General features: G+C 40.8%; 12 protein-coding genes. 8 read left to right on the top strand and 4 right to left on the bottom strand.

Features of this window, described 5'->3' with window-relative positions; translation table 11 throughout:
* Window positions 1-140 precede the first annotated feature (140 nt).
* Together DWZ47_RS02385 and DWZ47_RS02380 are read left to right on the top strand one after the other, a co-directional pair.
* Window positions 141-4,088, top strand: coding sequence for a two-component regulator propeller domain-containing protein (locus DWZ47_RS02385; RefSeq protein ID WP_117512220.1), 3,948 nt, complete (start codon window positions 141-143; stop codon window positions 4,086-4,088).
* A 187-nt stretch (window positions 4,089-4,275) separates the two neighbouring features.
* Window positions 4,276-4,983: a hypothetical protein gene (locus DWZ47_RS02380; RefSeq protein WP_004307894.1), complete on the top strand. Its 708-nt coding sequence runs from the start codon at window positions 4,276-4,278 to the stop codon at window positions 4,981-4,983.
* A 250-nt stretch (window positions 4,984-5,233) separates the two neighbouring features.
* Here the strand turns inward: DWZ47_RS02380 and ahpF are convergent, their stop codons facing one another.
* On the bottom strand, window positions 5,234-6,784 hold the full coding sequence (gene ahpF, locus DWZ47_RS02375) for an alkyl hydroperoxide reductase subunit F (RefSeq protein WP_004307893.1): 1,551 nt from the start codon (window positions 6,782-6,784) through the stop codon (window positions 5,234-5,236).
* A gap of 84 nt (window positions 6,785-6,868) precedes the next feature.
* Window positions 6,869-7,435 (bottom strand): alkyl hydroperoxide reductase subunit C, encoded by a 567-nt coding sequence (gene ahpC / locus DWZ47_RS02370; RefSeq protein WP_004307892.1) that lies wholly within the window; start codon window positions 7,433-7,435, stop codon window positions 6,869-6,871.
* Between the two features lie 213 nt (window positions 7,436-7,648).
* Between ahpC and DWZ47_RS02365 the strand changes: the two genes are divergently transcribed.
* The 6 genes from DWZ47_RS02365 (at window position 7,649) to DWZ47_RS02340 (ending at window position 19,737) form a co-directional block, all read left to right on the top strand.
* Complete coding sequence (locus DWZ47_RS02365; RefSeq protein ID WP_008770568.1) at window positions 7,649-8,173, top strand: NUDIX hydrolase; 525 nt, start codon at window positions 7,649-7,651, stop codon at window positions 8,171-8,173.
* Between the two features lie 755 nt (window positions 8,174-8,928).
* A complete protein-coding gene (locus DWZ47_RS02360; RefSeq protein ID WP_004307889.1) occupies window positions 8,929-10,239 on the top strand; it encodes an ATP-binding protein in 1,311 nt (436 codons plus the stop codon).
* Window positions 10,240-10,262: 23 nt separating this feature from the next.
* Window positions 10,263-13,280 (top strand): tetratricopeptide repeat protein, encoded by a 3,018-nt coding sequence (locus tag DWZ47_RS02355; RefSeq protein ID WP_117512219.1) that lies wholly within the window; start codon window positions 10,263-10,265, stop codon window positions 13,278-13,280.
* Window positions 13,281-13,300: 20 nt separating this feature from the next.
* Window positions 13,301-15,022 (top strand): TonB-dependent receptor, encoded by a 1,722-nt coding sequence (locus DWZ47_RS02350; protein ID WP_117512218.1) that lies wholly within the window; start codon window positions 13,301-13,303, stop codon window positions 15,020-15,022.
* Window positions 15,023-15,294: 272 nt separating this feature from the next.
* Window positions 15,295-17,640 carry a type I DNA topoisomerase gene (topA, locus tag DWZ47_RS02345; RefSeq protein ID WP_117512217.1) on the top strand — a complete coding sequence of 782 codons (2,346 nt, stop codon included), beginning with the start codon at window positions 15,295-15,297 and terminating at the stop codon, window positions 17,638-17,640.
* Between the two features lie 72 nt (window positions 17,641-17,712).
* A complete protein-coding gene (locus DWZ47_RS02340) occupies window positions 17,713-19,737 on the top strand; it encodes an LruC domain-containing protein (RefSeq protein ID WP_004323871.1) in 2,025 nt (674 codons plus the stop codon).
* A 236-nt stretch (window positions 19,738-19,973) separates the two neighbouring features.
* Here DWZ47_RS02340 and DWZ47_RS02335 read toward each other — a convergent pair whose 3' ends face one another.
* Both DWZ47_RS02335 and argS read right to left on the bottom strand, forming a co-directional pair.
* The gene (locus DWZ47_RS02335) at window positions 19,974-21,161 is read right to left on the bottom strand and encodes a low temperature requirement protein A (protein WP_004296480.1); all 1,188 of its coding nucleotides are present in this window, start codon (window positions 21,159-21,161) and stop codon (window positions 19,974-19,976) included.
* Window positions 21,162-21,224: 63 nt separating this feature from the next.
* Window positions 21,225-23,042 carry an arginine--tRNA ligase gene (gene argS, locus DWZ47_RS02330; RefSeq protein WP_004323872.1) on the bottom strand — a complete coding sequence of 606 codons (1,818 nt, stop codon included), beginning with the start codon at window positions 23,040-23,042 and terminating at the stop codon, window positions 21,225-21,227.
* Window positions 23,043-23,072 lie beyond the last annotated feature (30 nt).

Below are 23,072 nucleotides of genomic sequence, written 5' to 3'. Positions count from 1 at the left end.
AATTAGTCCGCTACTGTTCAAAAGGATCATTCTGAATATCCTTTCGAGCTATCTAATGAGCTTTGTGGACAAAAGAAGATGAAATCTATTGTACAGTTTCATAACTTCTTTTATATTTGCTCTATCAAAAGAACATAACTATGTCAAAAGCACACGTACTAAAGAGGTATTCTTTTCTAATCTGGATATTATTCTTTGTTCTTTCTACCAAGGCTGAACAACAAGACTACTACTTCAGACAAATTTCTTTGGAACAGGGATTGTCACAATCAAGAGTGCAGTGCATTTACAGAGATCATCAAGGAGTCATATGGATAGGTACCAAATGGGGATTAAATAGTTATGACCAATCTGAACTAAAAAGTTATTTTCATGACCGGGAGCAGCCCAACTCATTGCCCGACAATTTCATTCGTTTTATTACAGAGGATCGTTTAGGCGATTTATATGTTTCTACCAATAAAGGAATTGCCATCTACAATAAAGCAGAAAATCAGTTTCAGCCATTGAAATATAACGGGAAGCCATTTAACGCTTGGTCTTATCTTCAAATAGGTGACAATTTCCTGTTTGGAGGAGAAGAAACTTTATACCAATACAATCTAACGGATAAAAGTATTACGACGATCTTCCCCGACATCGATGGAGACAAGTTAAAATGTATCAATCGCATCTTTCAGTGGAGTCCCGATGTGCTGATAACCAGCAGTAAAAAAGACGGGCTTTGGATGTACGACTTGACAAAAAAGAAAATGTATCGATGTCCATTTGTAAAAGAGCGCGAGATAAACACCATATTTGTTGACTCTCAAAACCGGCTTTGGGTATCATTCTATGGCAAAGGAATAGCCTGCTACTCAAAAGAGGGGAAAAGGCTTTTCAGTTTATCCACCAAAAATTCCGGGCTCAACAACGATATCATTTTTGATTTTCTTGAAAAAGACAACCAACTTTGGATAGCTACTGACGGAGGAGGTATCAACATACTTGACTTCCAGACTATGAAGTTCTCTTATCTTAAACATATTTCCGATGATGAACAATCCTTGCCGAATAACTCTATCTACCGGCTTTATAAAGATCAGATGGACAATATATGGATAGGCAGTATACACGGAGGATTATTCGCCATTAAGAAAGTGTTCATCAAAACCTATAAAGATGTTCCACTGAACAATCCCAATGGAGTTAGCGAACGTACCGTGGTTAGCATCTTTGAAGATAAGGATACATTGCTCTGGATTGGAACAGACGGAGGAGGTATCAACTCATTTGACCAAAAAACGAATACATTTCATCATTACCCTACTACATACGGAGAGAAAGTTACCTCTATCACAGATTTTTCTGAAAACGAGCTCTTATTATCATGTTTTAATAAAGGGGTCTTTACCTTCAATAAGAGAACCGCACAGATGCAACCTTTTCCCATTATCAATGACTCTATTTCGAAAAGAGAATTTTCATCCGGTGATTTGGTAAATCTATATGCTACAAAAGATAATATTTACATATTAGGAGCAAAAGTCTATATCTACAACAAGCATACCCGGCAAACATCTATTCTCTACGCACCCCAAATAGACATTCAACGCCAAATAGCTATGCAGGCAATTTATTCCGACGATACGCATCTGTATCTAATGGGAACCAATAACCTGTTTAAACTAAACTTCAAAACTAACGAACTATCTTCATTAGTCAATATGAAAGAGGGAGATGATTTCACATCGGCCTGCCGGGATGATAAAGGTAACTTCTGGATAGGAAGTAATTTCGGACTGCTCTTCTATAATAAACAGACTGGAAAAACAGAAAAAATACATACCAACTTGTTCAACAGTGTATCCAGCCTTGCCTATGATAAAAAAGGAAAAGTCTGGATAGGAGCGCAGAACATGTTCTTTGCGTATATTATCAACGAAAAACGTTTTGTTATCCTGGACGAATCCGATGGAGTTCCTTCCAATGAATTGATATTTACCCCTATTCCTGCTCTTCGTACTCCCAATCTGTATATGGGAGGTACTATGGGACTGGTACGCATTAATACGAATATTATTTTCGAAAGTAATTCGTCTCCTATTCTCAAGCTACTTGAAGTAAAACTGAATGGTAAATCAACTCTGAAACAGGTTAATAATAACTGTATTTCGATTCCCTGGAATCATTCATCGTTCAACATTAAAGTGATTGCTGACGAAAAGAACTCCTTCCGAAAACACCTTTTCCGGTATGTCATCACAGGAAAAGACAAAATGGTGATCGAGAGTTATCTCCAGACACTCGAATTGGGTACATTAGCATCAGGAGAATATACCATCAGCGTATCCTGCGACACCTCCAACGGTGAATGGAGCCAGCCGATAGAGATCTTAACTATTATAGTCTCACCTCCTTGGTGGAAATCTATCTGGTTTATTATACTATGCATTTTCTTTGCATTTTTAGTGGCAGGAGTGGTCTTCTTTAGTTTGATAAGAAAAAAAGAAAATCGGCTGAAACGTGAGATGCGGGAACATGAGAAGAAGATATATGAAGAGAAAATACGCTTCTTAATCAATATCAGCCATGAGCTACGTACCCCTTTGACACTCATCTATGCTTCCCTGAAACGAATTCTAAATAAAGAGGTGAAGCAAGACGAGCTACCGGAATATCTACAGGGAGCATTCAAACAGGCGAATCAGATGAAAGATATTATCAACATTGTGCTTGATGCACGCAAAATGGAGGTAGGACAGGAAGTGCTACACATCTCTTCGCATCCTTTACACAAGTGGATACAGGAAGTGGCAGAAACATTTCAAACTGCATCTAAAGCCAAAGAAATTGAAATTACATACGACTTTGACGACAGTATACAATCTATCGCGTATGATGACACTAAATGCAAAGTTGTTCTTTCCAATCTGATTATGAATGCTTTGAAATATAGTCCTAATCAGACTCGTATTGTTATAAAAACCATCCGTACAAATGAAAGTATACAAGTACACGTACAAGACCAGGGAATTGGATTGGATAATGTAGATATAAAGAAGCTCTTTACCCGTTTCTACCAAGGCAAACATAATGAGGGAGGAAGTGGTATCGGTTTATCTTATGCTAAAATGTTGATTGACCTGCATGGAGGCAGGATGGGGGCTTTCAATAATGAAGACAGAGGGGCCACATTCTTTTATGAAATACCGGCTAATCTACAAGAACAAGAAGTATCATGTCCTCAACATTCCTACCTCAACGAACTTTTAAGTTCTCCGGAGGAAGAAGAGAAAATAGAATCCGGAGCTTTCTCTCTACAAGGATACTCACTGTTGATTGTAGAAGATAAACAGGACTTAAGGGAATTCTTAAAAAATGCTCTTAAGGATAAATTCAAGAAGATCTATCAGGCAGAAAATGGATTAGTAGCGCTGGAAGTTATTAAGCAACAGCAACCGGACATTATAGTAAGTGATGTAATGATGCCACAAATGAATGGCTATCAGCTATGCAAGGAAATTAAAGAGAATCTGAATATTAGCCATATCCCTGTTATTCTACTTACCGCCAGAGCCGATTCTGAAAGCCAGATGTTAGGATACAAATTAGGAGCCGATGCCTATTTGCCCAAACCATTTGAAATGGAAATGCTCCTTAGCGTGATCCAGAACCAGATGAGAAATCGTGAATATATTAAATCCAGATACAGGGGCAATCAATTCATTCTGTCTCCGCAAGAGGCTACTTTCAGCAATGCGGATGAACAATTTATGATTAAATTGAATGAAATGATCGATCAGAATCTGTCTCAACCAGATCTGGACGTAAAATTCCTGACTGCTCAAATGGCTATGAGCCGGACATCCTTATATAATAAGATCAAGGAACTGACCGGCATGGGAGCAAACGATTATATCAATCGTAGAAGAATCGACAAAGCAATCATTCTTTTAATTCAGTCTGACATGAGCATTACTGAAATATCAGAGCAGGTAGGTTTCACTTATCAACGATATTTCAGTACGTTATTTAAAGAAATGAAAGGAATGACTCCTTCTCAATTCAGAGCACAACATGGTTCCACCCAACAACAATCAGAATAGATTCAGCACTTTAGTTTATCATTTATATAGAAATTATACTTCCCGGAACAGAGCGATTAAGATTTCCAGTGCAGATTTGGACGTTTCATGATTTGAAATGACTAAAATCTGATGAGTAGAATAAGGTATTCGACTACTTTTGCAGCAAGCAATTGATAGAAAACGAATACACTTAAATTCAATTATTATGAGAAACTACTATTTAACTCTGTTACTAATATGCATTTGCGGCCTTTGCTTTGCACAGCAACAGACCAATGACATCAGTACTAAAAATCCGCCAAACAAAGAATGGAACTTCAACAATCTGGATGGATGGAAATACGGACATCAGGATAACAACCCGGATAATCAATGCATATTAGAGAATGGCTACTTACGGATCTTTACCCGAGCTAACTCGGTGGATCGGAAAAAGGTTCATACTGTAGAACGGATTTATACAACAGGAAGATATACCTGGCGTACTCATATCCCGCAAATGGGAATAGGAGATCAATGTAGCGTGGGTTCGTGGATATACCATGACGACCAACATGAATTGGATTTTGAAGTCGGATATGGTAAAGACACAGTTCGCAAGGAGTTAAATGCAGCTCCCAACGAAATGATTGCTTATATGACATCGCAGGCATATCCTTTTTCTTCCGTTCCTGTAGTAATCAAGACCGGATGGCATCTGTTCGAAATTGATCTGACATTAAAAAACGGGAACTATTACATCACCTGGTTAATAGACAACGAACCTAAACATGAACTTCAACTGGAATTTGGGAAAGACATTGCATTCCATATTTTTTGCAGTGTAGAGAATCTTAAATTTATTGGAGAACAACCGGCACAGCAGGAAAATTCCGGATTGTTTGATTTCGTCAGATATACATATCATGACTAAATAAATGAACTTAGTACACATTTCTTAAAATCCCCCCAATTACATACCATGAGAACAACGTTCATTTCACTTTCTCGGATATTCATGAACATTTGTCTCAATGCGCAGGATAGAGCAGTTGATGAAGGTCATGCTCTCTAAATATAAAATAGCCCTCGCTACAAATCTGTAACGGGGGTATTTTTTAGAGGAGTCATTTCTCCTCTTGCTAATGTTTTGTTTATGTGCTTTTTATATCTGAATACATCAATCAGATAATCCCTCTCACTCTATCGTCAAATGCAGAAAGCGCAGCTTTCGCTCCTTCGCCCATAGAGATAATAATTTGCTTATAAGGAACCGTAGAAACATCTCCGGCTGCATAGATACCCGTCACATTCGTACGGCAATGTGCATCAATCATGATTTCGCCCAGACGGTTGGTTTCCACTATGTCGCGGAATACACTGCTATTCGCAGAAAGCCCAATTTGTACAAATACACCATCCAACTCAACCAAACGTTCTTCTTCCGTTTTGCGATCTTTGATGCGCAGGGCAGTCAGTTTATCACCATTTCCTATCACTTCCGTAGTCTGTGAACTTGCAAACACTTCCACATTCGGCAATGATTTAAGTCGCTCTTGAAGTACACTGTCCGCTTTCAACTCATCCATAAATTCAAAAACAGTGACTTTGGAGCAGATACCGGCCAAGTCAATGGCTGCCTCAATGCCGGAATTTCCACCACCTACTACCGCTACATGCTTTCCTTTATAAAACGGCCCATCACAATGAGGACAGAAAGCGACACCACGACCGATATACTCCGCTTCTCCCGGAACATTCAGTTTACGCCAGCTTGCACCAGTTGCAATAATCAGTGCCGGAGCCAGGAATTTCTCCCCAACAGAGGTAGTGATCTGCTTTTGTTTTCCAACCACTTCTACTTTTTCTACTTTACGATGCTCCAGCAAATCCACCGGATAACGCAACAAGTGAGTTTTCAGATTATCGGCAAGTTCATTTCCTGTCGTTTCCGGAACAGAAATTAGATTTTCAATACCCACCGTTTCTTTTACCTGTCCGCCAACACGCTCGGCCACGATAGCTACACGGAGTCCTTTACGGGCAGAATAAATAGCTGCTGATACTCCTGCAGGTCCTCCACCGACTACAATCACATCATATTCTTTCACCTCTGCATTCGCTTTGGTTTCGTCAATACCATATTGATCTTCCAACTTGGCAAGCAATTCGCCAAATTCACCACGGCCTACATGAAGCAATTTTCCATCTGCAAAGACAGAGGGTACTCCTTGTATCTTCAGTGCATCTACTTCATCCTGATAAAGCGCACCGTCTACCATTTCATGCGTAATAGCCGGATTCAAAGTAGTCATTGCATTCAGAGCCTGCACTACGTCAGGGCAGTTCGTACAAGTCAACGAAACATAAGTGGTCAGATGTATCGGGCCTTTCAGTGCTTTCACACGGTTGCAAACGGCCTCATCGGGAAAGTTCTTTCCTTTGCCGTCCAGATTCAGGATAGCCAAAAGCAATGATGTGAACTCATGTCCGTTAGGAATACCCCGGAATGTGATTCCGGTACGATCACTATTCTTTAATAAAGTAAACTTCAATGCTTCTCCCTCATTCACCGAGCAAGTGATATGATCGGAACAATCCGCTACATCTCCCAGCAACTCCAATAATTCTGTTTTGTTTTCGTGGCTGGATGATACGGATATATCAAAAGTAAAGTTTGCCTCCAGCCCAGCAAAAATACCCTTTAGTTGTTCTTTTAATGCAGATTCTAACATATCTTTTTCCTTTCATTTTTTTAAAAGAAAGGCCGGCAGCGTCTCTCGTTACCGGCCTCCCATAATCACCATTATCAAGATCTATCAAATCTTACCTACCAGGTCAATGCTTGGTTTCAGGGTAGACTCACCCTTCTTCCATTTAGCCGGGCAAACTTCTCCGTCATGGCTGGCTACAAACTGTGCAGCTTCCACCTTACGAAGCAATTCACTTGCATCACGGCCAATATTGTTATCATTCAGTTCCACCACTTTAATCTTTCCTTCCGGATTGACAACGAATGTACCGCGATAAGCCATACCCTCTTCTTCGATATATACACCCAGTGCACGGCTCAAAGCGCCAGTCGGGTCTGCCAACATCGGATATTGAATCTTGCGAATACTTTCAGAAGCATCATGCCAAGCTTTGTGCACGAAATGAGAGTCAGTACTTACCGAATAGATCTCTACACCCATCGCCTTGAACTGATCGTACTTTTCAGCCATATCCACCAATTCAGTAGGACATACGAAAGTAAAGTCAGCAGGATAGAAGAAAAGAATCGCCCATTTACCTTTCAGGTCATTGTTGGTTACAGTCTTGAAAGCTCCGTTGTGAAAAGCCTGAACGCTGAATTCAGGAAGTTGAGAATTTAAAATTGGTTCCATAATCTTTATTGCTTTTATTGTTATTAATTGATTTGACTTATAACATCAGAAACAACGTTTTGTTTTTTGTTTCTGATGCAAAGATAAAGGCAGAAACCCCGCCTTTGCAAAAAAAGCCCAATCGAATATTTCTATGCGGTGATAGATGAAATTAATAAAAGCATTTTATACCTTTGCATGCATAAACAAAAAAACTGGAAAATATATACGATTATGGAACATCCTCTTGACCAATTCTTATATTGCCCTAAATGTGGTTCCTCTCATTTTGAGATTAACAACGAGAAATCTAAAAAATGTGCAGATTGCGGCTTTGTCTATTATTTCAATCCTTCTGCCGCCACAGTAGCACTCATCTTGAATGAGAAAAATGAACTGCTTGTCTGCCGGCGTGCTAAAGAGCCGGCAAAGGGAACTCTCGACCTTCCCGGAGGATTTATCGATATGAACGAGACAGGTGAAGAAGGCGTAGCCCGTGAAGTGCTGGAAGAAACCGGATTGAAGGTAAAAAAAGCTATTTACCAGTTTTCACTTCCCAATATTTATGTCTATTCAGGTTTTCCTGTACACACACTTGATATGTTTTTTCTCTGCACCGTAGAAGACATGAGCCATTTCTCCGCCATGGATGATGTAGCAGATTCTTTCTTCCTACCTCTCTCCGAGATTCATCCGGAAGATTTTGGGTTGGATTCTATCCGTCGCGGACTTAGCTTGTTTCTAGCTCAATGCCGCTAAGATAATCTCATCAGCCTGATAGATTGAGAGTATTTCATCTATAGTTATGTCCCATTTTTAAGATATTCCTCCAAAACATCAGATAAAAAAATAATGATCTGGAGAATAAAATGCATAAAAACATGCAACTGTATGCAAAATCACAGGCTAATACCGTATAAATTCAAGTCGAATATGCATCTTTTTCTATCAAGAAAAGATTCGTTGGTTTAAAACCAAGGAGTTCTTCCCCACCGAGGAACGCTTCCTTTCTCACCGACGAAGCAGCTTTTGCTCGGTGAGGAAGACAAATAAGGGAAAATTAAGACCGTTTTTCTTCTATTTCATCACAAATATCGAAAAGGCAACAAACAACAAAATGCCAGTTTCTAACCACATTTCAGTTTACACAACAAGTGAAAAAGAAGAAAAGCATTACAATTTAATCGACAAACATCTCCTATAACAAAAAGAAAGAATTTCGCACCTACAAATCTCTGCGTTTTTTTATATTTCTCAATCCCTCCCAGTAATTACGCCTTTTATTCTCGTTTAAATATTCCTTTTCTTAAGATGGGCCATTTTTCAGTAGCCAATTGATGTATTTGTAAAATAGAAGTTCATCTCAACCAAATAGATCAAAGTAATTTATCACATAATCTTAAACAATCATATTATATTACTATAAATGAACAAAATACAACATATTGTGTTATCTTTGTAACCACCATTAATTTAATGGTCATTAAATTAACCGCCATTAAGATAGCAATAATATGAAGTTCTACGACCGAAAGAAAGAAATGGCGATACTGTATGCAGCTAAAAAGCAATCACAAACGAGCGCTTGCTTTACTGTAATGACCGGACGCCGACGAATCGGAAAAACAGCTCTACTCTTAGAGTCTGTCAAAGACACCCGATTCGTATATATATTTGTAGCAAGAAAGAGTGAAGTCCTGCTTTGCGCACAATATCAACCTGTCATTCAGGAAACGCTTGGCATTCGTATCTATGGAGAAATCAGAGAGTTCGCACAGCTCTTTGAACTGCTGATGCAACATTCCCAAAAGGAAAATTTCACATTAATCATTGACGAATTTCAAGAATTTCTCTATATCAATCCGTCTATCGTCAGTGACATACAACGTATTTGGGACCAATATCACGCGACTTCCAAAATCAATTTCATTGTATGCGGTTCCGTTTATTCAATGATGAAAAGAATATTCGAAGACCGCAAGGAGCCACTATACGGACGCCTTACCGCCCGAATTGCTCTGCATCCATTCACCACCACCGTTATCAAAGAGATTCTAGCAGACCATGCCCCCAAATTCACATCGGAAGATTTGCTTTGCTTGTATTTGCTGACAGGTGGAGTAGCCAAATACATCACCCTATTGATGGAAGCGAAAGCATTTAATAAAACTGCCATGATAAATTATGCGCTTTCCGAAGGCTCACCATTTCTGACAGAAGGCAAAGACATGTTGATTTCCGAGTTCGGGAAAGACTATGCCAATTATTTTTCTATCCTATCTCTCATTGCAGAAGGAAAAACAACACAACGAGAGATTGATTCCATCATCAATAAAAACACCGGTTCCTATTTAGCCAACCTTGAGGATGAATATTCATTAATCAAAAAAGTGAAACCGATGTTCGCTAAACCTAATAGTCGTGCTACCCGTTATTGCCTGCAAGACAATTTTCTACGATTCTGGTTTCGCTTTATTTTCTCAAACAACGCAGTACTAGAAATGGGGAAAAACCATTTACTGATAGAATATGTAGAAAAGAACTATGAACAATACAGCGGCCTATTGTTAGAAAAATATTTCCGTGAACTTATCGCTGAAGAAGAGGAAGTTACCGACGTAGGTAACTATTGGGACAAAAACGGAGAAAATGAAATAGACCTGATCGCCCTCAAGCGGTTTAACAAAACAGCACTTATCGGAGAAGTAAAAAGAAATCCGAGAAAAATAAGTATCCCGGCATTGGAAAAGAAAGGAGAAACTTTACATAAAGAATTAAATGATTATAAAATAACTTTCAAAGGATTCTCATTGAAAGATATGTAGTACTTTTGCATAAACACCCGATTATGAAAAAAGAAATTACTAGACTCATTTGTGCCGCCATCTGCTGCACGCCCATTATAGGATTTGCCCAGACAGGTGACAAGTTCACTTCGACTGACAACCTTTATAAAGAAGGGAAAGAACTTTTCCAAGAAAAGAATTATGCAGCTGCTCTGCCGGCATTGAAAGCATTTGTAAAACAAAAGCCTGTAGCCAGCCTTCTTCAGGACGCAGAATATATGCTAGTCAGTTCGGCTTACGAACTGAAAGACAAAAACCGCATCGAACTCCTCCGCAAATACCTTGACCGTTATCCTGATACTCCATACGCTAACCGTATTTATGCGCTGTTAGCCTCCTGCTATTTCTACGAAGGAAAATATGATGAAGCACTGGCACTTTTCAACTCTGCCGACCTCGATTTGTTAGGTAATGAAGAACGGGACGACTGCACCTACCAACTGGCTACCTGTTATCTGAAAACCGATAATCTAAGAGAAGCAGCCATCTGGTTTGAAACTTTGCGTGCCAACAGCCCCAAATACGCCAAAGATTGTGATTACTATCTTTCCTACATCCGCTATACACAAAAACGTTATAGTGAAGCATTGAAAGGTTTCCTTCCCTTACAGGACGACTCGAAGTACAAAGCACTCGTCCCTTATTACATAGCCGAAATTTATACGCAGCTCAAAAACTATGATAAGGCACAAATTGTAGCACAAAACTACCTGTCAGCCTACCCGAACAACGAGCACGCTGCAGAAATGTACCGTATTCTGGGAGATGCCTATTACCATTTCGGACAATATCACCAAGCCGTAGAAGCATTCAACAATTACCTGAATAAGGATCGCTCGGCTCCCCGCCGCGATGCCCTTTATATGCTGGGTCTCTCCTACTACCAAACAAAAGTCTACTCCAAAGCAGCCGAAACATTAGGTAAGGTGACAACTGACAACGATGCCCTTACCCAAAATGCATATCTCCACATGGGACTCTCTTATCTGCAACTGGCAGAGAAAAACAAAGCACGCATGGCTTTTGAACAGGCAGCCGCCTCCAATGCTAATATGCAAATCAAGGAACAGGCAGCTTACAATTACGCTCTTTGCCTGCACGAGACTTCTTTCTCCGCTTTCGGTGAATCTGTTACTGCCTTCGAGAAATTCCTGAATGAATTTCCGACTTCTCCTTACGCTGAAAAAGTCAGCAGCTACCTGGTAGAAGTTTACATGAATACACGTAGCTACGATGCAGCTTTGAAATCAATCGACCGGATTGCCAAACCAAGCGCGCAAATATTGGAAGCCAAACAGAAGATACTGTTCCAATTAGGAACTCAATCTTTCGCTAACGCCGACTTCGAACAAGCTCTGAAATATCTAAACCAATCCATTGCCATCGGACAATACAATCGTCAGACCAAGGCAGACGCTTACTATTGGTGTGGAGAATCCTATTACCGTCTAAGCCGAATGGTAGAAGCCGCACGTGATTTTAATGCTTATCTGCAACTCACCACCCAACCCAATAACGAAATGTATGCGCTTGCCAATTATAACTTAGGGTATATCGCTTTCCACCGGAAAGACTATACGCAAGCAAGCAATTATTTCCAAAAATACGTTCAACTGGAGAAAGGTGAAAATGCAACCGCACTTGCCGATGCATACAATCGTATTGGTGACTGCCACCTGCATGTACGTAACTTTGAAGAAGCCAAACAGTATTATTCGCAAGCCGAACAGATGAATACTTCTTCCGGAGACTATTCTTTCTATCAGCTGGCTCTTGTATCCGGTCTGCAGAAAGACTATACCGGTAAGATTACCTTGCTGAACCGTCTGGTAGGAAAGTACCCTGCTTCTCCTTATGCCGTAAACGCTATTTACGAGAAAGGGCGTTCCTATGTTTTGATGGACAACAACAATCAAGCCATTACTTCTTTCAAAGAATTACTTACTAAATATCCTGAAAGTCCGGTCAGCAGGAAAGCTGCCGCCGAAATCGGATTATTATATTACCAAAAAGGAGATTACAACCAAGCAATCGAAGCCTACAAACAGGTTATCGAAAAATATCCGGGTAGTGAAGAAGCCCGCCTTGCCATGCGTGATTTGAAATCTATTTATGTGGATCTCAACCGCATCGACGAATTTGCTGCTTTAGCAAATGCCATGCCAGGACACATCCGTTTCGATGCTAACGAACAAGACTCGCTTACGTATGCCGCCGCAGAAAAGATTTATGCACGAGGCAGAATGGAAGAAGCCAAAACAAGCCTCAACAAATACCTGCAAACTTTCCCGGAAGGAGCCTTCAGCCTGAACGCACATTATTATCTCTGCCTGATCGGAAACGAGCAGAAAAATTATGATATGATTCTTCTCCATTCCGGTAAACTGCTGGAATATCCTAACAATCCGTTTGCAGAAGAAGCACTGATCTTGCGTGCTGAAGTGCAATTCAACCAGCAAAATATGGCTGAAGCATTGGCTAGCTACAAAATGCTGAAAGAAAAAGCAACCAACGTAGAGCGCCGCCAACTTGCTGAAACGGGTATTCTGCGTTGCGCCTTCCTATTGCGAGATGACATAGAAACCATCCATGCAGCTACCGACCTGCTTGCAGAAGCCAAACTTAGTCCGGAGCTAAGAAATGAAGCTCTTTATTACCGTGCTAAAGCCTATACCAAGCAAAAGGCTGACAAGAAAGCAATGGAAGACTATCGTGAACTGGCCAAAGACACACGTAACTCTTACGGTGCCGAAGCTAAATATCAGGTTGCACAATCCCTCTACGACGCAAAAGAATATGCCGCTGCAGAGAAAGAGTTGCTCAACTATATAGAACAGAGTACGCCACATGCTTATTGGCTAGCGCGCAGTTTTATCCTTCTATCCGACGTCTATCATGCTACGGGTAAAGATCTGGACGCACGCCAATATCTGCTAAGTCTGCAACAGAATTATCAAGGGAATGACGATATTGAAAGCATGATTGAAAGCAGACTTAGTAAATTGAAAGTTGAGAATTGAGAATAAAAAAATAGAAAAGTATGAAACGATCTCATTATATAATAGGAGGACTCGCATTGGCTATGTCAATGCCATCCTGCCTTCAAGCCCAAACCACCCAACCGAAGGATACAACAATGACCCGCACGGTCGTTGTGGAACAAGAATATAACCCGGACATTATGGACGCCTCGAAAGTAAACGTCCTGCCTAAAGTAGAAGAACCGACAGTGAGCAAGAAAGAAGTAGAGTATGCTACAACATTCTTTCCGGCCACTTCCGTTCCGGCAGGCCTGATGCGCCCCTATACCGGAAAAGAAGTTCAACCCGGCACTACCCCGGGATATGTACGTGCCGGATATGGTAATTATGGCAATTTGGATATTCTTGCCAATTATCTATTCCGTCTGTCGCAGAAAGACAAATTGAATGTACGTTTCCAAATGGATGGAATGGATGGTAAGTTAACTCTTCCCTTCACAGATGGAGAAAAATGGAATGCATTTTATTATCGCACACGCGCAAATGTAGATTACACACACCAATTTAATAAACTGGACTTAAATATTGCCGGAAACTTCGGATTGAGCAACTTCAACTTCCAACCGGAAAGCGTAAACAGCAAGCAGAAATTCACATCCGGTGACTTCCATGCGGGCATTCATTTCACTGATGAGACTGCACCACTGCGTTTCAACGCAGAAACAAATCTGTTGATGTATGAACGTCAGCATAACATGTTCAATGAATCTGAAGCCAATACAGGTATCAAGGAAACAATCATACGTACCAAAGGCGATGTCACGGGAGCTATCGGCGACCAACAATTAATAACTATCGCTTTGGAAATGAACAATCTTCTCTACAACGGATATACAAAGAATGTTTCCACCGGAGATGAATACTTCAAAAACTACACAACGCTTCTTTTAAATCCATATTATGAACTGGATAATGATGACTGGAAATTGCATATCGGAGCCAATGTAGATTTATCTTTCGGATTTGATAAGTCTTTCCGTATTTCACCCGATATCACTGCACAGTATATTTTTTCTGATAGCTACATTGTTTATGCAAAAGCAACCGGCGGTAAGCAATTGAATGATTTCCGTAGATTAGAAAGTATCTGTCCTTACGGTGAACTGCCGGAGGCAAATACCACTGCTACTTTGGGATACGTACAACGTCCTTATGATACTTACGAGCAAATCAACGGTAGTATCGGATTCAAAGCAAGCCCTTATCCGGGACTTTGGTTCAACGTGTTCGGTGGTTATCAGAATCTAAAGAACGACTTATCTTATTTAGGTTTTGACCCAAGTAATATTCATTCAGGTTCTTATCTTTCTTTTGCTCAAGACAATACAGACAATCTTTACCTTGGAGGTGAAATCAGTTACGATTACAAAGATATCCTTGGAATATCAGCTAAATATACTTACCGTAATTGGGACAGCAAAACAGAGGAATATCTGTTGGCTGTGAAACCGGTCAGTGAAATGTCTTTCAATGTACGTATTCATCCGATCTCTGCTTTTAACATAAATCTAGGTTATGATTACATCAACCGGAAAGAAGTGAAAGAGTATGCAAAAATGACCGCAATTAATGATTTGCATATCGGAGCCAGCTATAATGTATTCAAAGGAGTATCCGTTTATGCGCAAGTACATAACCTGCTGAACAAGAAATATCAATATTATTTGGGTTATCCTACGGAAGGATTCAATTTCTTGGGAGGATTGAGTTTCCGGTTCTAAGGAAAATAGACAGAATATAATAAAAACACAATATGCCCATCCCGTACTATTCGAGATGGGCATATTGCATTAAATATCATCTTATTTCATTTTAATATATACCACCGAACGTCCTGAATCAAATTTTAAGATTTACCATATTAGCCTTTACCTTCACAGATGTAAATTTCAAGATTTTATTAAATTCTCCTTATAATATAAGGTGGGGAGAATCTTTTTTTTTACTTTTGTCCCCGAATATTGTGGTACAAGCCATTATAAAAGAAAGAATTATGCAGAAAAACCTTGTCATTGTCGAGTCTCCGGCAAAAGCAAAAACGATTGAAAAGTTTCTGGGGAAAGATTTCAAAGTCCTTTCTAGTTACGGACACATACGCGATCTGAAGAAAAAAGATTTCAGTATCGACGTAAATAATGATTTTAAACCCAGCTACGAAATCCCGGCAGACAAAAAGGCGCTGGTTAGCACACTAAAGACAGAAGCTAAAGAGGCAGAAACCGTATGGCTCGCATCCGATGAGGACCGCGAGGGAGAGGCAATTGCCTGGCATCTGTATGAGGTCTTGAAACTAAAACCGGAAAACACAAAACGAATCGTATTTCATGAAATTACGAAAAGCGCTATTTTAAAAGCGATTGAGCAACCACGCGACATTGACCTCAACCTCGTAAATGCACAGCAAGCACGACGGATTCTGGATCGTATCGTAGGTTTCGAACTCTCTCCCGTGCTTTGGAGAAAAGTGAAACCGGCACTTTCTGCCGGACGTGTTCAGTCGGTTGCTGTCCGCCTGATCGTTGAACGCGAACGTGAAATACATGCTTTCCAAACGGAAGCTGCTTATCGCATCACTGCCGTATTCCTCGTTCCGGACACGGACGGAAAACTGGTGGAGATGAAAGCTGAACTGGCTCGCCGTATTAAAACAAAAGAAGAAGCAAAAGCCTTCCTCAACGCATGTCAGGGAGCAAGCTTTGCCATCGACGATATTACTACCCGCCCGGTCAAGAAAACACCTCCTGCTCCATTCACAACATCTACGTTGCAGCAGGAAGCCGCACGCAAACTGGGATATACCGTAGCGCAGACCATGATGCTCGCGCAACGCTTATACGAATCGGGATTCATCACTTATATGCGTACGGACTCTGTCAACCTCTCGGAATTTGCGACAGCAGGCAGTAAAGACGCTATCATCAAAATGATGGGTGACCGCTACGTACACCCCCGTCATTTCGAAACAAAGACTAAGGGTGCACAAGAAGCGCATGAGGCTATCCGTCCTACCTATATGGAAAACCAGTCCGTTGAAGGAACAGCACAGGAAAAGAAACTGTACGACTTGATATGGAAACGCACCATTGCCTCACAAATGGCAGATGCGGAACTGGAAAAGACAACTGCTACCATAACAATAAGTGGCAGCAGCGATGTATTTACAGCCATCGGCGAAGTGATTAAGTTCGACGGATTCCTGCGTGTATACCGTGAATCTTATGATGATGACAACGAACAGGAAGATGAAAGCCACCTGCTTCCTCCTCTGAAAAAAGGCCAAAAGTTGGAACATGGGCCTATTATCGCAACCGAACGTTTCACCCAACGTCCTCCACGCTATACGGAAGCAAGTCTTGTACGCAAATTGGAAGAACTGGGTATCGGACGTCCGTCTACGTATGCACCTACTATCTCTACCATCCAACAACGCGAATATGTGGAGAAAGGTAATAAAGACGGGGAAGAACGGCAGTTTAATGTCATGACATTGAAAGATTGTCAGATTAAGGATGAAAACCATACTGAAATTACCGGTGCAGAAAAGGCGAAGTTGTTCCCAACGGATACCGGCACTGTGGTAAATGATTTCCTTACCGAATATTTCCCAGACATTCTGGATTTCAACTTTACCGCCAGTGTAGAAAAGGAATTTGACGAGATTGCAGAAGGAGAAGTGAAATGGACTTCTATCATGAAGAATTTCTATGATAAGTTCCATCCGTCTGTAGAAAACACATTGGCTATCAAGACGGAACATAAAGTAGGCGAACGTATTCTGGGAGAAGAACCGGGAACAGGCAAGACTGTTTCTGTTAAGATTGGTCGCTTCGGTCCTGTTGTACAGATTGGTACTGTAGAAGATGAAGAAAAACCACGCTTCGCACAAATGAAGAAAGGTCAATCCATGGAAACCATCACTTTGGAAGAAGCACTGGAATTATTCAAATTACCTCGTACACTGGGCGAATATGAAGGAAAATCAGTCAGTGTAGGCGTAGGCCGTTTCGGTCCGTATGTCCTGCACAATAAGGTATATGTATCGCTCCCGAAAACACTTGATCCGATGGAAATTACTTTGGAAGAGGCAGAACAGCTGATTCTGGAGAAACGCCAGAAAGAAACGGAACGCCACATCAAGAAGTTTGAAGAGGAGCCGGAACTTGAGATTCTGAACGGACGTTACGGACCTTATATTACCTATAAGGGTTCCAATTATAAAATTCCTAAAGATATCGTCCCGCAGGATTTGAGTTTGGCTAGCTGTTTGGAACTCATCAAATTACAAGATGAGAAAGGACCAGCGACCACAAAAAAAGGACGATTCGCAAAAAAGAAATAAAAAAACTAGAAAAAGAGCAAATTATATAATTAAATGTATATATTTGCTCTTTATCTTTTAATACACAAACTTATGAAGCAAACAAAATTAAAGTATTTAATGATAGGAGTGCTTACCATAGCTTCCATCAGTTGTATGGACAAAGAGCGTGACTTATCTTGGGAGAGAAGGCATATGCCAAAAGAAGCATACTTCGACTTCAACATGACCCAAGCTGTTGCTTTGGATATCAATTATTGTTTTAAAAGCGAAAATTATCGTGTCCTTTTTGACATTTACGATCAAGATCCCATTGAATACTCGGCTGACGGCAGCGTGTTCCAAAAGGACATAGAGCCTATCTACCGTGCAGTTACAGACGAAAAAGGCAAATTCAGTGGAGAAATGAATATTCCGGCGGACCTCTCGGAAGTATGGTTATCATCGGATTATTTAGCCACCGTATCTCCTCTTAAACTAACGATTGACGACAGTCGTCAGCTTTCATTTAATCAAGATGCATATATCACTGCCTTACGTTCACAAACGGCATCAAAAACCAGAGGAGTGACCGTGAACCAACATACCTATCTAAAAGAATGGCATGTTCTTCCCGATGCAGACTGGGATAACAACGGAAGACCAACCAATCTGGAGCCTAAAATAAACATACCTCCGGCAGACGTACTATACAACATCAAGTATGTTTTCAGAAAGGTTACAGTCAAAGATGAGAGCGGTAAAAGCAAGGTTATGAACATCAGTCAGAATTATCCGGAGTTTTTTGATGGTTCCATTAAAATGACTTCAGATATTCCAATTGTTAACCCGACCGAAGTAAGCCTCGTATTTATAAACAGCTCTGCTGCATGGTACAATACAGTTGGATATTACACCTATCCGACCAACAATCCGCCCCAGAGCAAGAGTGATATAAAACAAATAATTGCATTCCCAAACACCTCTCCTGTTTACAAGACTTTAGGGGTAGGAGCATTAGTGTGTGGCGAAGAAATAAAACTCAAATATTGGAATGAAGAGACACAGGAATACGAAGACAAATTTCCTGCAGGAGTCACAATTGGCTGGTGCCTTCAAGGTATGGGATTCAAGAGTAAACTCACCTCAGAAACAGATAAAGACAAAGTGGGCGATATCATAAAAGGTATGGGGGCACGCTACTCCACCAGGAATCTAAACACGAATAATACACAAAGAACTGTATCTCTCCGTGATTCCAAGTCCGGGCAGATTGTAGCAGTAGGATTCGAAGATAATATTGACTTCGATTATGCAGATGCCATCTTCTATATTCATACGTCAGAAAAGAATGCTATTGACCCGACATTGCCTCCATTGCCTGAAGACCCCGAAGCAATCCCCGAGCAATATAAAATTTCTTATTCCGGTACACTGGCTTTTGAAGACTTATGGCCTAAGTTAGGTGATTACGATATGAATGACGTAATGGTAAAGTACACCAGTACGATGACCCGAAATGCTCTTGACAATCGCATTTACGAAATAGAAGACAAGTTTATCTTACAGCACTGTGGCGGTTATCTGCAAAACGGATTTGGATATCAATTACACAAGCTCTCAAACAGCAATGTCAAGAGTGTAAAAATAACGGGGCCTGATGCCAGTGGTTTATCAAGTTCTATATACATGGAAGGAAAAGAAACAGAGCCTGGACAGTCTCACCCAACCATATTGTTGTATGACGACATGACAAAATTCAAAAATATCACTGATGAATCAAAGAAAGAATATACTGTAACCATCACGCTTGATGGAGCTAGTGAGAAAGAGGTGGTACCTCCTTACAACCCGTTTATCTTCATCAGTTCCAACGAGGGTAGAGGCAAAGAATTACATCTGATAAATTATCCCCCGACTGACAAAGCCGACTTATCGTTACTGGGAACCGGAAAAGACATCTACAGACCAGAAGAAGGGATGTATTATGTTTCTGCAGACTTGATGCCGTTTGCTATCAATATGCCAGTAAGTAATCTCCCGGTTCCAGAGGAAGGGAAACGAATCGATCAATCATATCCCAAGTTCTCTGGATGGGTATCATCGAATGGGAAACAAAATAAAGATTGGTACAAATAAAGATTGATACGATTTAAATAAGAGCAGCCCGGATATTGTACGGAATCGCTATCGGGACTTCGCATTGCGAACCATCGATGAAAAAGACATAATAGACATCCGTTTAGAAAGGCGCGAATTACGCAGTTCACACAACTTCTTGAATACTCACCAAGAATTCGTGTGAACTGTGTTTTTATTTTAAGCCACAATATTATAGGATATAAGTATTATCCGTTATGAATGGGCTTTCATCATTAAATCTTCGGCTCCCATTTTATCTTAAAACCTTTATTAGGGAATAGCATATCAAACACAATCACGAATATAAAAACAGATGTTACCAAGATATTCATCGTCAATAAAGAAATGTGATAAGGCCAGGGAAGCAGTAAAGCCAAAGCTATTACAGCAATAATATGTGATAAAGGAAGCATACGGCACGTGACATATTTATAGATACTATTTGCCAGAATATAAACGATTGGTCCGATAATCAGAACAAAAACAACTTCCGCTCTCATTTCTTGTTCGGGATGGGCAACAATCAGTTCGTCTCCTACCGCACAAATAATCAATGCTCCCACCAGTACGATATGAATTGCATTATAAATCAACCCCAGCTTTCCGGGATCTTTCACTTCCTGTATTTTCCGACTACCGGCTTCACTGCTCACATCAAAGTAAACCCACCACATAGCCAAACTACCAATGAAAGATATGACAGCAGAAATAATCACGAGAGGCGTCCATTCTTCTACTTCACTCAAAGAAGCTCCTGTCATCAATAGAGTTTCTCCAAAAGCAATAATCACAAACAACTGGCAACGTTCCACCAAATGATGCCCTTCAATAGTCCATTCCTTGCTACTGTCCGAACGTCCCAGACGAGGTAAAGCAAATCCGTGCATCGGGGCTGTATAATCACAGATGGCGGCTATAATCCACAGTAGAATTTGCCATTCTCCCTGCAATATGGCACCCGTAATCCAAAAGACGGCAGATATACAGAACCAGCCCATAATTCGCTTAAAATTAGCAGCCAGATGATGATCTCCTAACACCCCGATAATATAAAGTGTTCTCCCTGCCTGTATCAGAACATAGCAGACAGCAAATATCAATCCCCGGTAAGTAAAGGCATAAGGAATAGCAGCCGCCATCACCAGCCCCACCAGCATACTGATAAAAAGAAGAATACGTATCGGCCGGGTATCCGGGTTGAACCAGTTAGTCACCCAGATGGTATGTTGCCACAACATCCAGACTGCAAACCACAGGATTGTTTCTTTCAATAATCCTTCCCAAGTGAGATTATGAAGCAAATAATGTGAAAGTTGCGTGACCGAGAAAACATAAATCAGGTCAAACAGCAGTTCGGAATAAGAGACAGTAGCAGTTTCCGTTTCTCTCTTCCGAAGCAATGGATGGGGGGAGTAAAACATACGAGGTTCCTTTTATATATATAAAAGAAACCCCGCAGAAGTCTATTTTGTTCAGAGAAAGTCTTACATTCTGGAAGGAACTTCGATACCCAGCAAATTCATTCCCAAGCGAACAACTTTAGCTACATTAGCAGACAGAGCGATACGGAATACTTTCACTGCCTCATTCTCTTCGCGCAGAATACTATAGTCATGATAGAACTGATTGTATTCTTTCACCAAGTCATAAGTATAATTAGCAATAATAGACGGGCTGTAATCTTCACCGGCTTGTTTTACAACAGCAGCAAAGTCGGCAACCATCTGAATCAGCCCTTCTTCCTTTTCACTCAATTCAATACCAGCCGGAATCTGTTCAGAAATTACGATACCTGATTCGGCAGCTTTCCGAAGTACAGACTGGATACGTGCATAAGTATATTGAATAAACGGACCTGTATTACCATTGAAGTCGATAGATTCTTTCGGATTGAATGTCATATTCTTACGGGCATCGACTTTCAGAATGAAATATTTCAATGCTCCCAGACCCACAATACGGGCAATATCATCAGCTTCTTCCTGTGTCAAACCATCCAGTTTGCCTAGTTCTTGTGAAGTTTCTTTAGCAGTGGCAATCATTTCCTCCATCAAGTCGTCAGCATCAACTACCGTACCCTCACGGGATTTCATCTTACCTTCCGGCAGTTCCACCATTCCGTAAGAGAAGTGTACCAGACTCTTACCCCATTCGAAACCAAGTTTATCGAGCAAGATAGAAAGCACCTGGAAGTGATAGTTCTGTTCGTTACCTACTACATAAATCATCTTATTAATCGGGTAATCGGCAAAACGAAGTTTAGCCGTACCGATATCCTGAGTCATGTAGACAGAAGTACCGTCACCACGGAGAAGGAGCTTATGATCCAGTCCTTCGGCAGTCAGGTCGGCCCATACGGAACCGTCTTCTTTCTTGTAGAAGAAACCTTTTTCCAGACCTTCCATTACCTTTTCTTTTCCTTCGAGGTAAGTATTGGATTCATAATAGATCTTGTCAAAGCCAACCCCCATCTTCTTGTAGGTTTCGTCGAATCCTGCATATACCCAGTTGTTCATCATTTCCCACAATCCGCGTACTTCCGGATCACCGGCTTCCCACTTCACCAACATTTCGCGGGCTTCCTGCATCAATGGAGATTCAGCTTCAGCCTTTGCTTTCGCTTCATCGTCACTCATTCCCTGCGCTGTAAATTTAGCCATCAGCTCCTTTACTTCCGCTTTATAATGCTTATCGAAAGATACATAATAATCACCTACCAGGTGGTCACCCTTCTTACCCGAAGTTTCAGGAGTTTCACCGTTTCCGTATTTCTTCCATGCCAGCATGGACTTACAGATGTGGATACCACGGTCGTTTACAATATTTGTTTTGACTACCTTATTGCCGTTTGCCGCTACAATGTTAGCCAATGCGTTGCCTAAAAGGTTATTACGCACGTGTCCCAAGTGAAGCGGTTTGTTTGTATTCGGAGAAGAATACTCAATCATCACCAATGGAGAAGCGTCAGTGACCTGCATTAAGCCGTACTGTTCATCCGCCTGAATCTCGTTCAGCAATTCAATCCATGTAGCCGATGCAATAGTCAGGTTCAAGAACCCTTTTATCACATTAAACGCTGCTACAGCCGGATCGTTTGCTTTCAGATATTCACCGATTTCCTGTGCTGTTTGCTCCGGTCCTTTTTTTGACATCTTCAGAAAAGGGAACACGACCAGTGTCAAATGTCCTTCAAATTCTTTCTTTGTTTTTTGCATTTGCACCATCTTTTCAGGGACTTCCTGACCGTAGAGTGCTTTCAGTCCACTAATAACGGACGCTACAAGTTTATCTTCTATCTTCATAATCAAGTTATTTCTTGCGCGCAAAGATAC

Source organism: Bacteroides sp. AF32-8BH (assembly GCF_003435205.1).
GTDB lineage: Bacteria > Bacteroidota > Bacteroidia > Bacteroidales > Bacteroidaceae > Bacteroides > Bacteroides ovatus.
This window is presented reverse-complemented; position numbering and strand designations above follow the sequence as displayed.

Coding starts and splice junctions, on each gene's coding strand:
- DWZ47_RS02385 (WP_117512220.1), top strand. CDS start 141: ATGTCAAAAGCACACGTACTAAAGAGGTATTCTTTTCTAATCTGGATA.
- DWZ47_RS02380 (WP_004307894.1), top strand. CDS start 4,276: ATGAGAAACTACTATTTAACTCTGTTACTAATATGCATTTGCGGCCTT.
- ahpF (WP_004307893.1), bottom strand. CDS start 6,784: ATGTTAGAATCTGCATTAAAAGAACAACTAAAGGGTATTTTTGCTGGG.
- ahpC (WP_004307892.1), bottom strand. CDS start 7,435: ATGGAACCAATTTTAAATTCTCAACTTCCTGAATTCAGCGTTCAGGCT.
- DWZ47_RS02365 (WP_008770568.1), top strand. CDS start 7,649: ATGGAACATCCTCTTGACCAATTCTTATATTGCCCTAAATGTGGTTCC.
- DWZ47_RS02360 (WP_004307889.1), top strand. CDS start 8,929: ATGAAGTTCTACGACCGAAAGAAAGAAATGGCGATACTGTATGCAGCT.
- DWZ47_RS02355 (WP_117512219.1), top strand. CDS start 10,263: ATGAAAAAAGAAATTACTAGACTCATTTGTGCCGCCATCTGCTGCACG.
- DWZ47_RS02350 (WP_117512218.1), top strand. CDS start 13,301: ATGAAACGATCTCATTATATAATAGGAGGACTCGCATTGGCTATGTCA.
- topA (WP_117512217.1), top strand. CDS start 15,295: ATGCAGAAAAACCTTGTCATTGTCGAGTCTCCGGCAAAAGCAAAAACG.
- DWZ47_RS02340 (WP_004323871.1), top strand. CDS start 17,713: ATGAAGCAAACAAAATTAAAGTATTTAATGATAGGAGTGCTTACCATA.
- DWZ47_RS02335 (WP_004296480.1), bottom strand. CDS start 21,161: ATGTTTTACTCCCCCCATCCATTGCTTCGGAAGAGAGAAACGGAAACT.
- argS (WP_004323872.1), bottom strand. CDS start 23,042: ATGAAGATAGAAGATAAACTTGTAGCGTCCGTTATTAGTGGACTGAAA.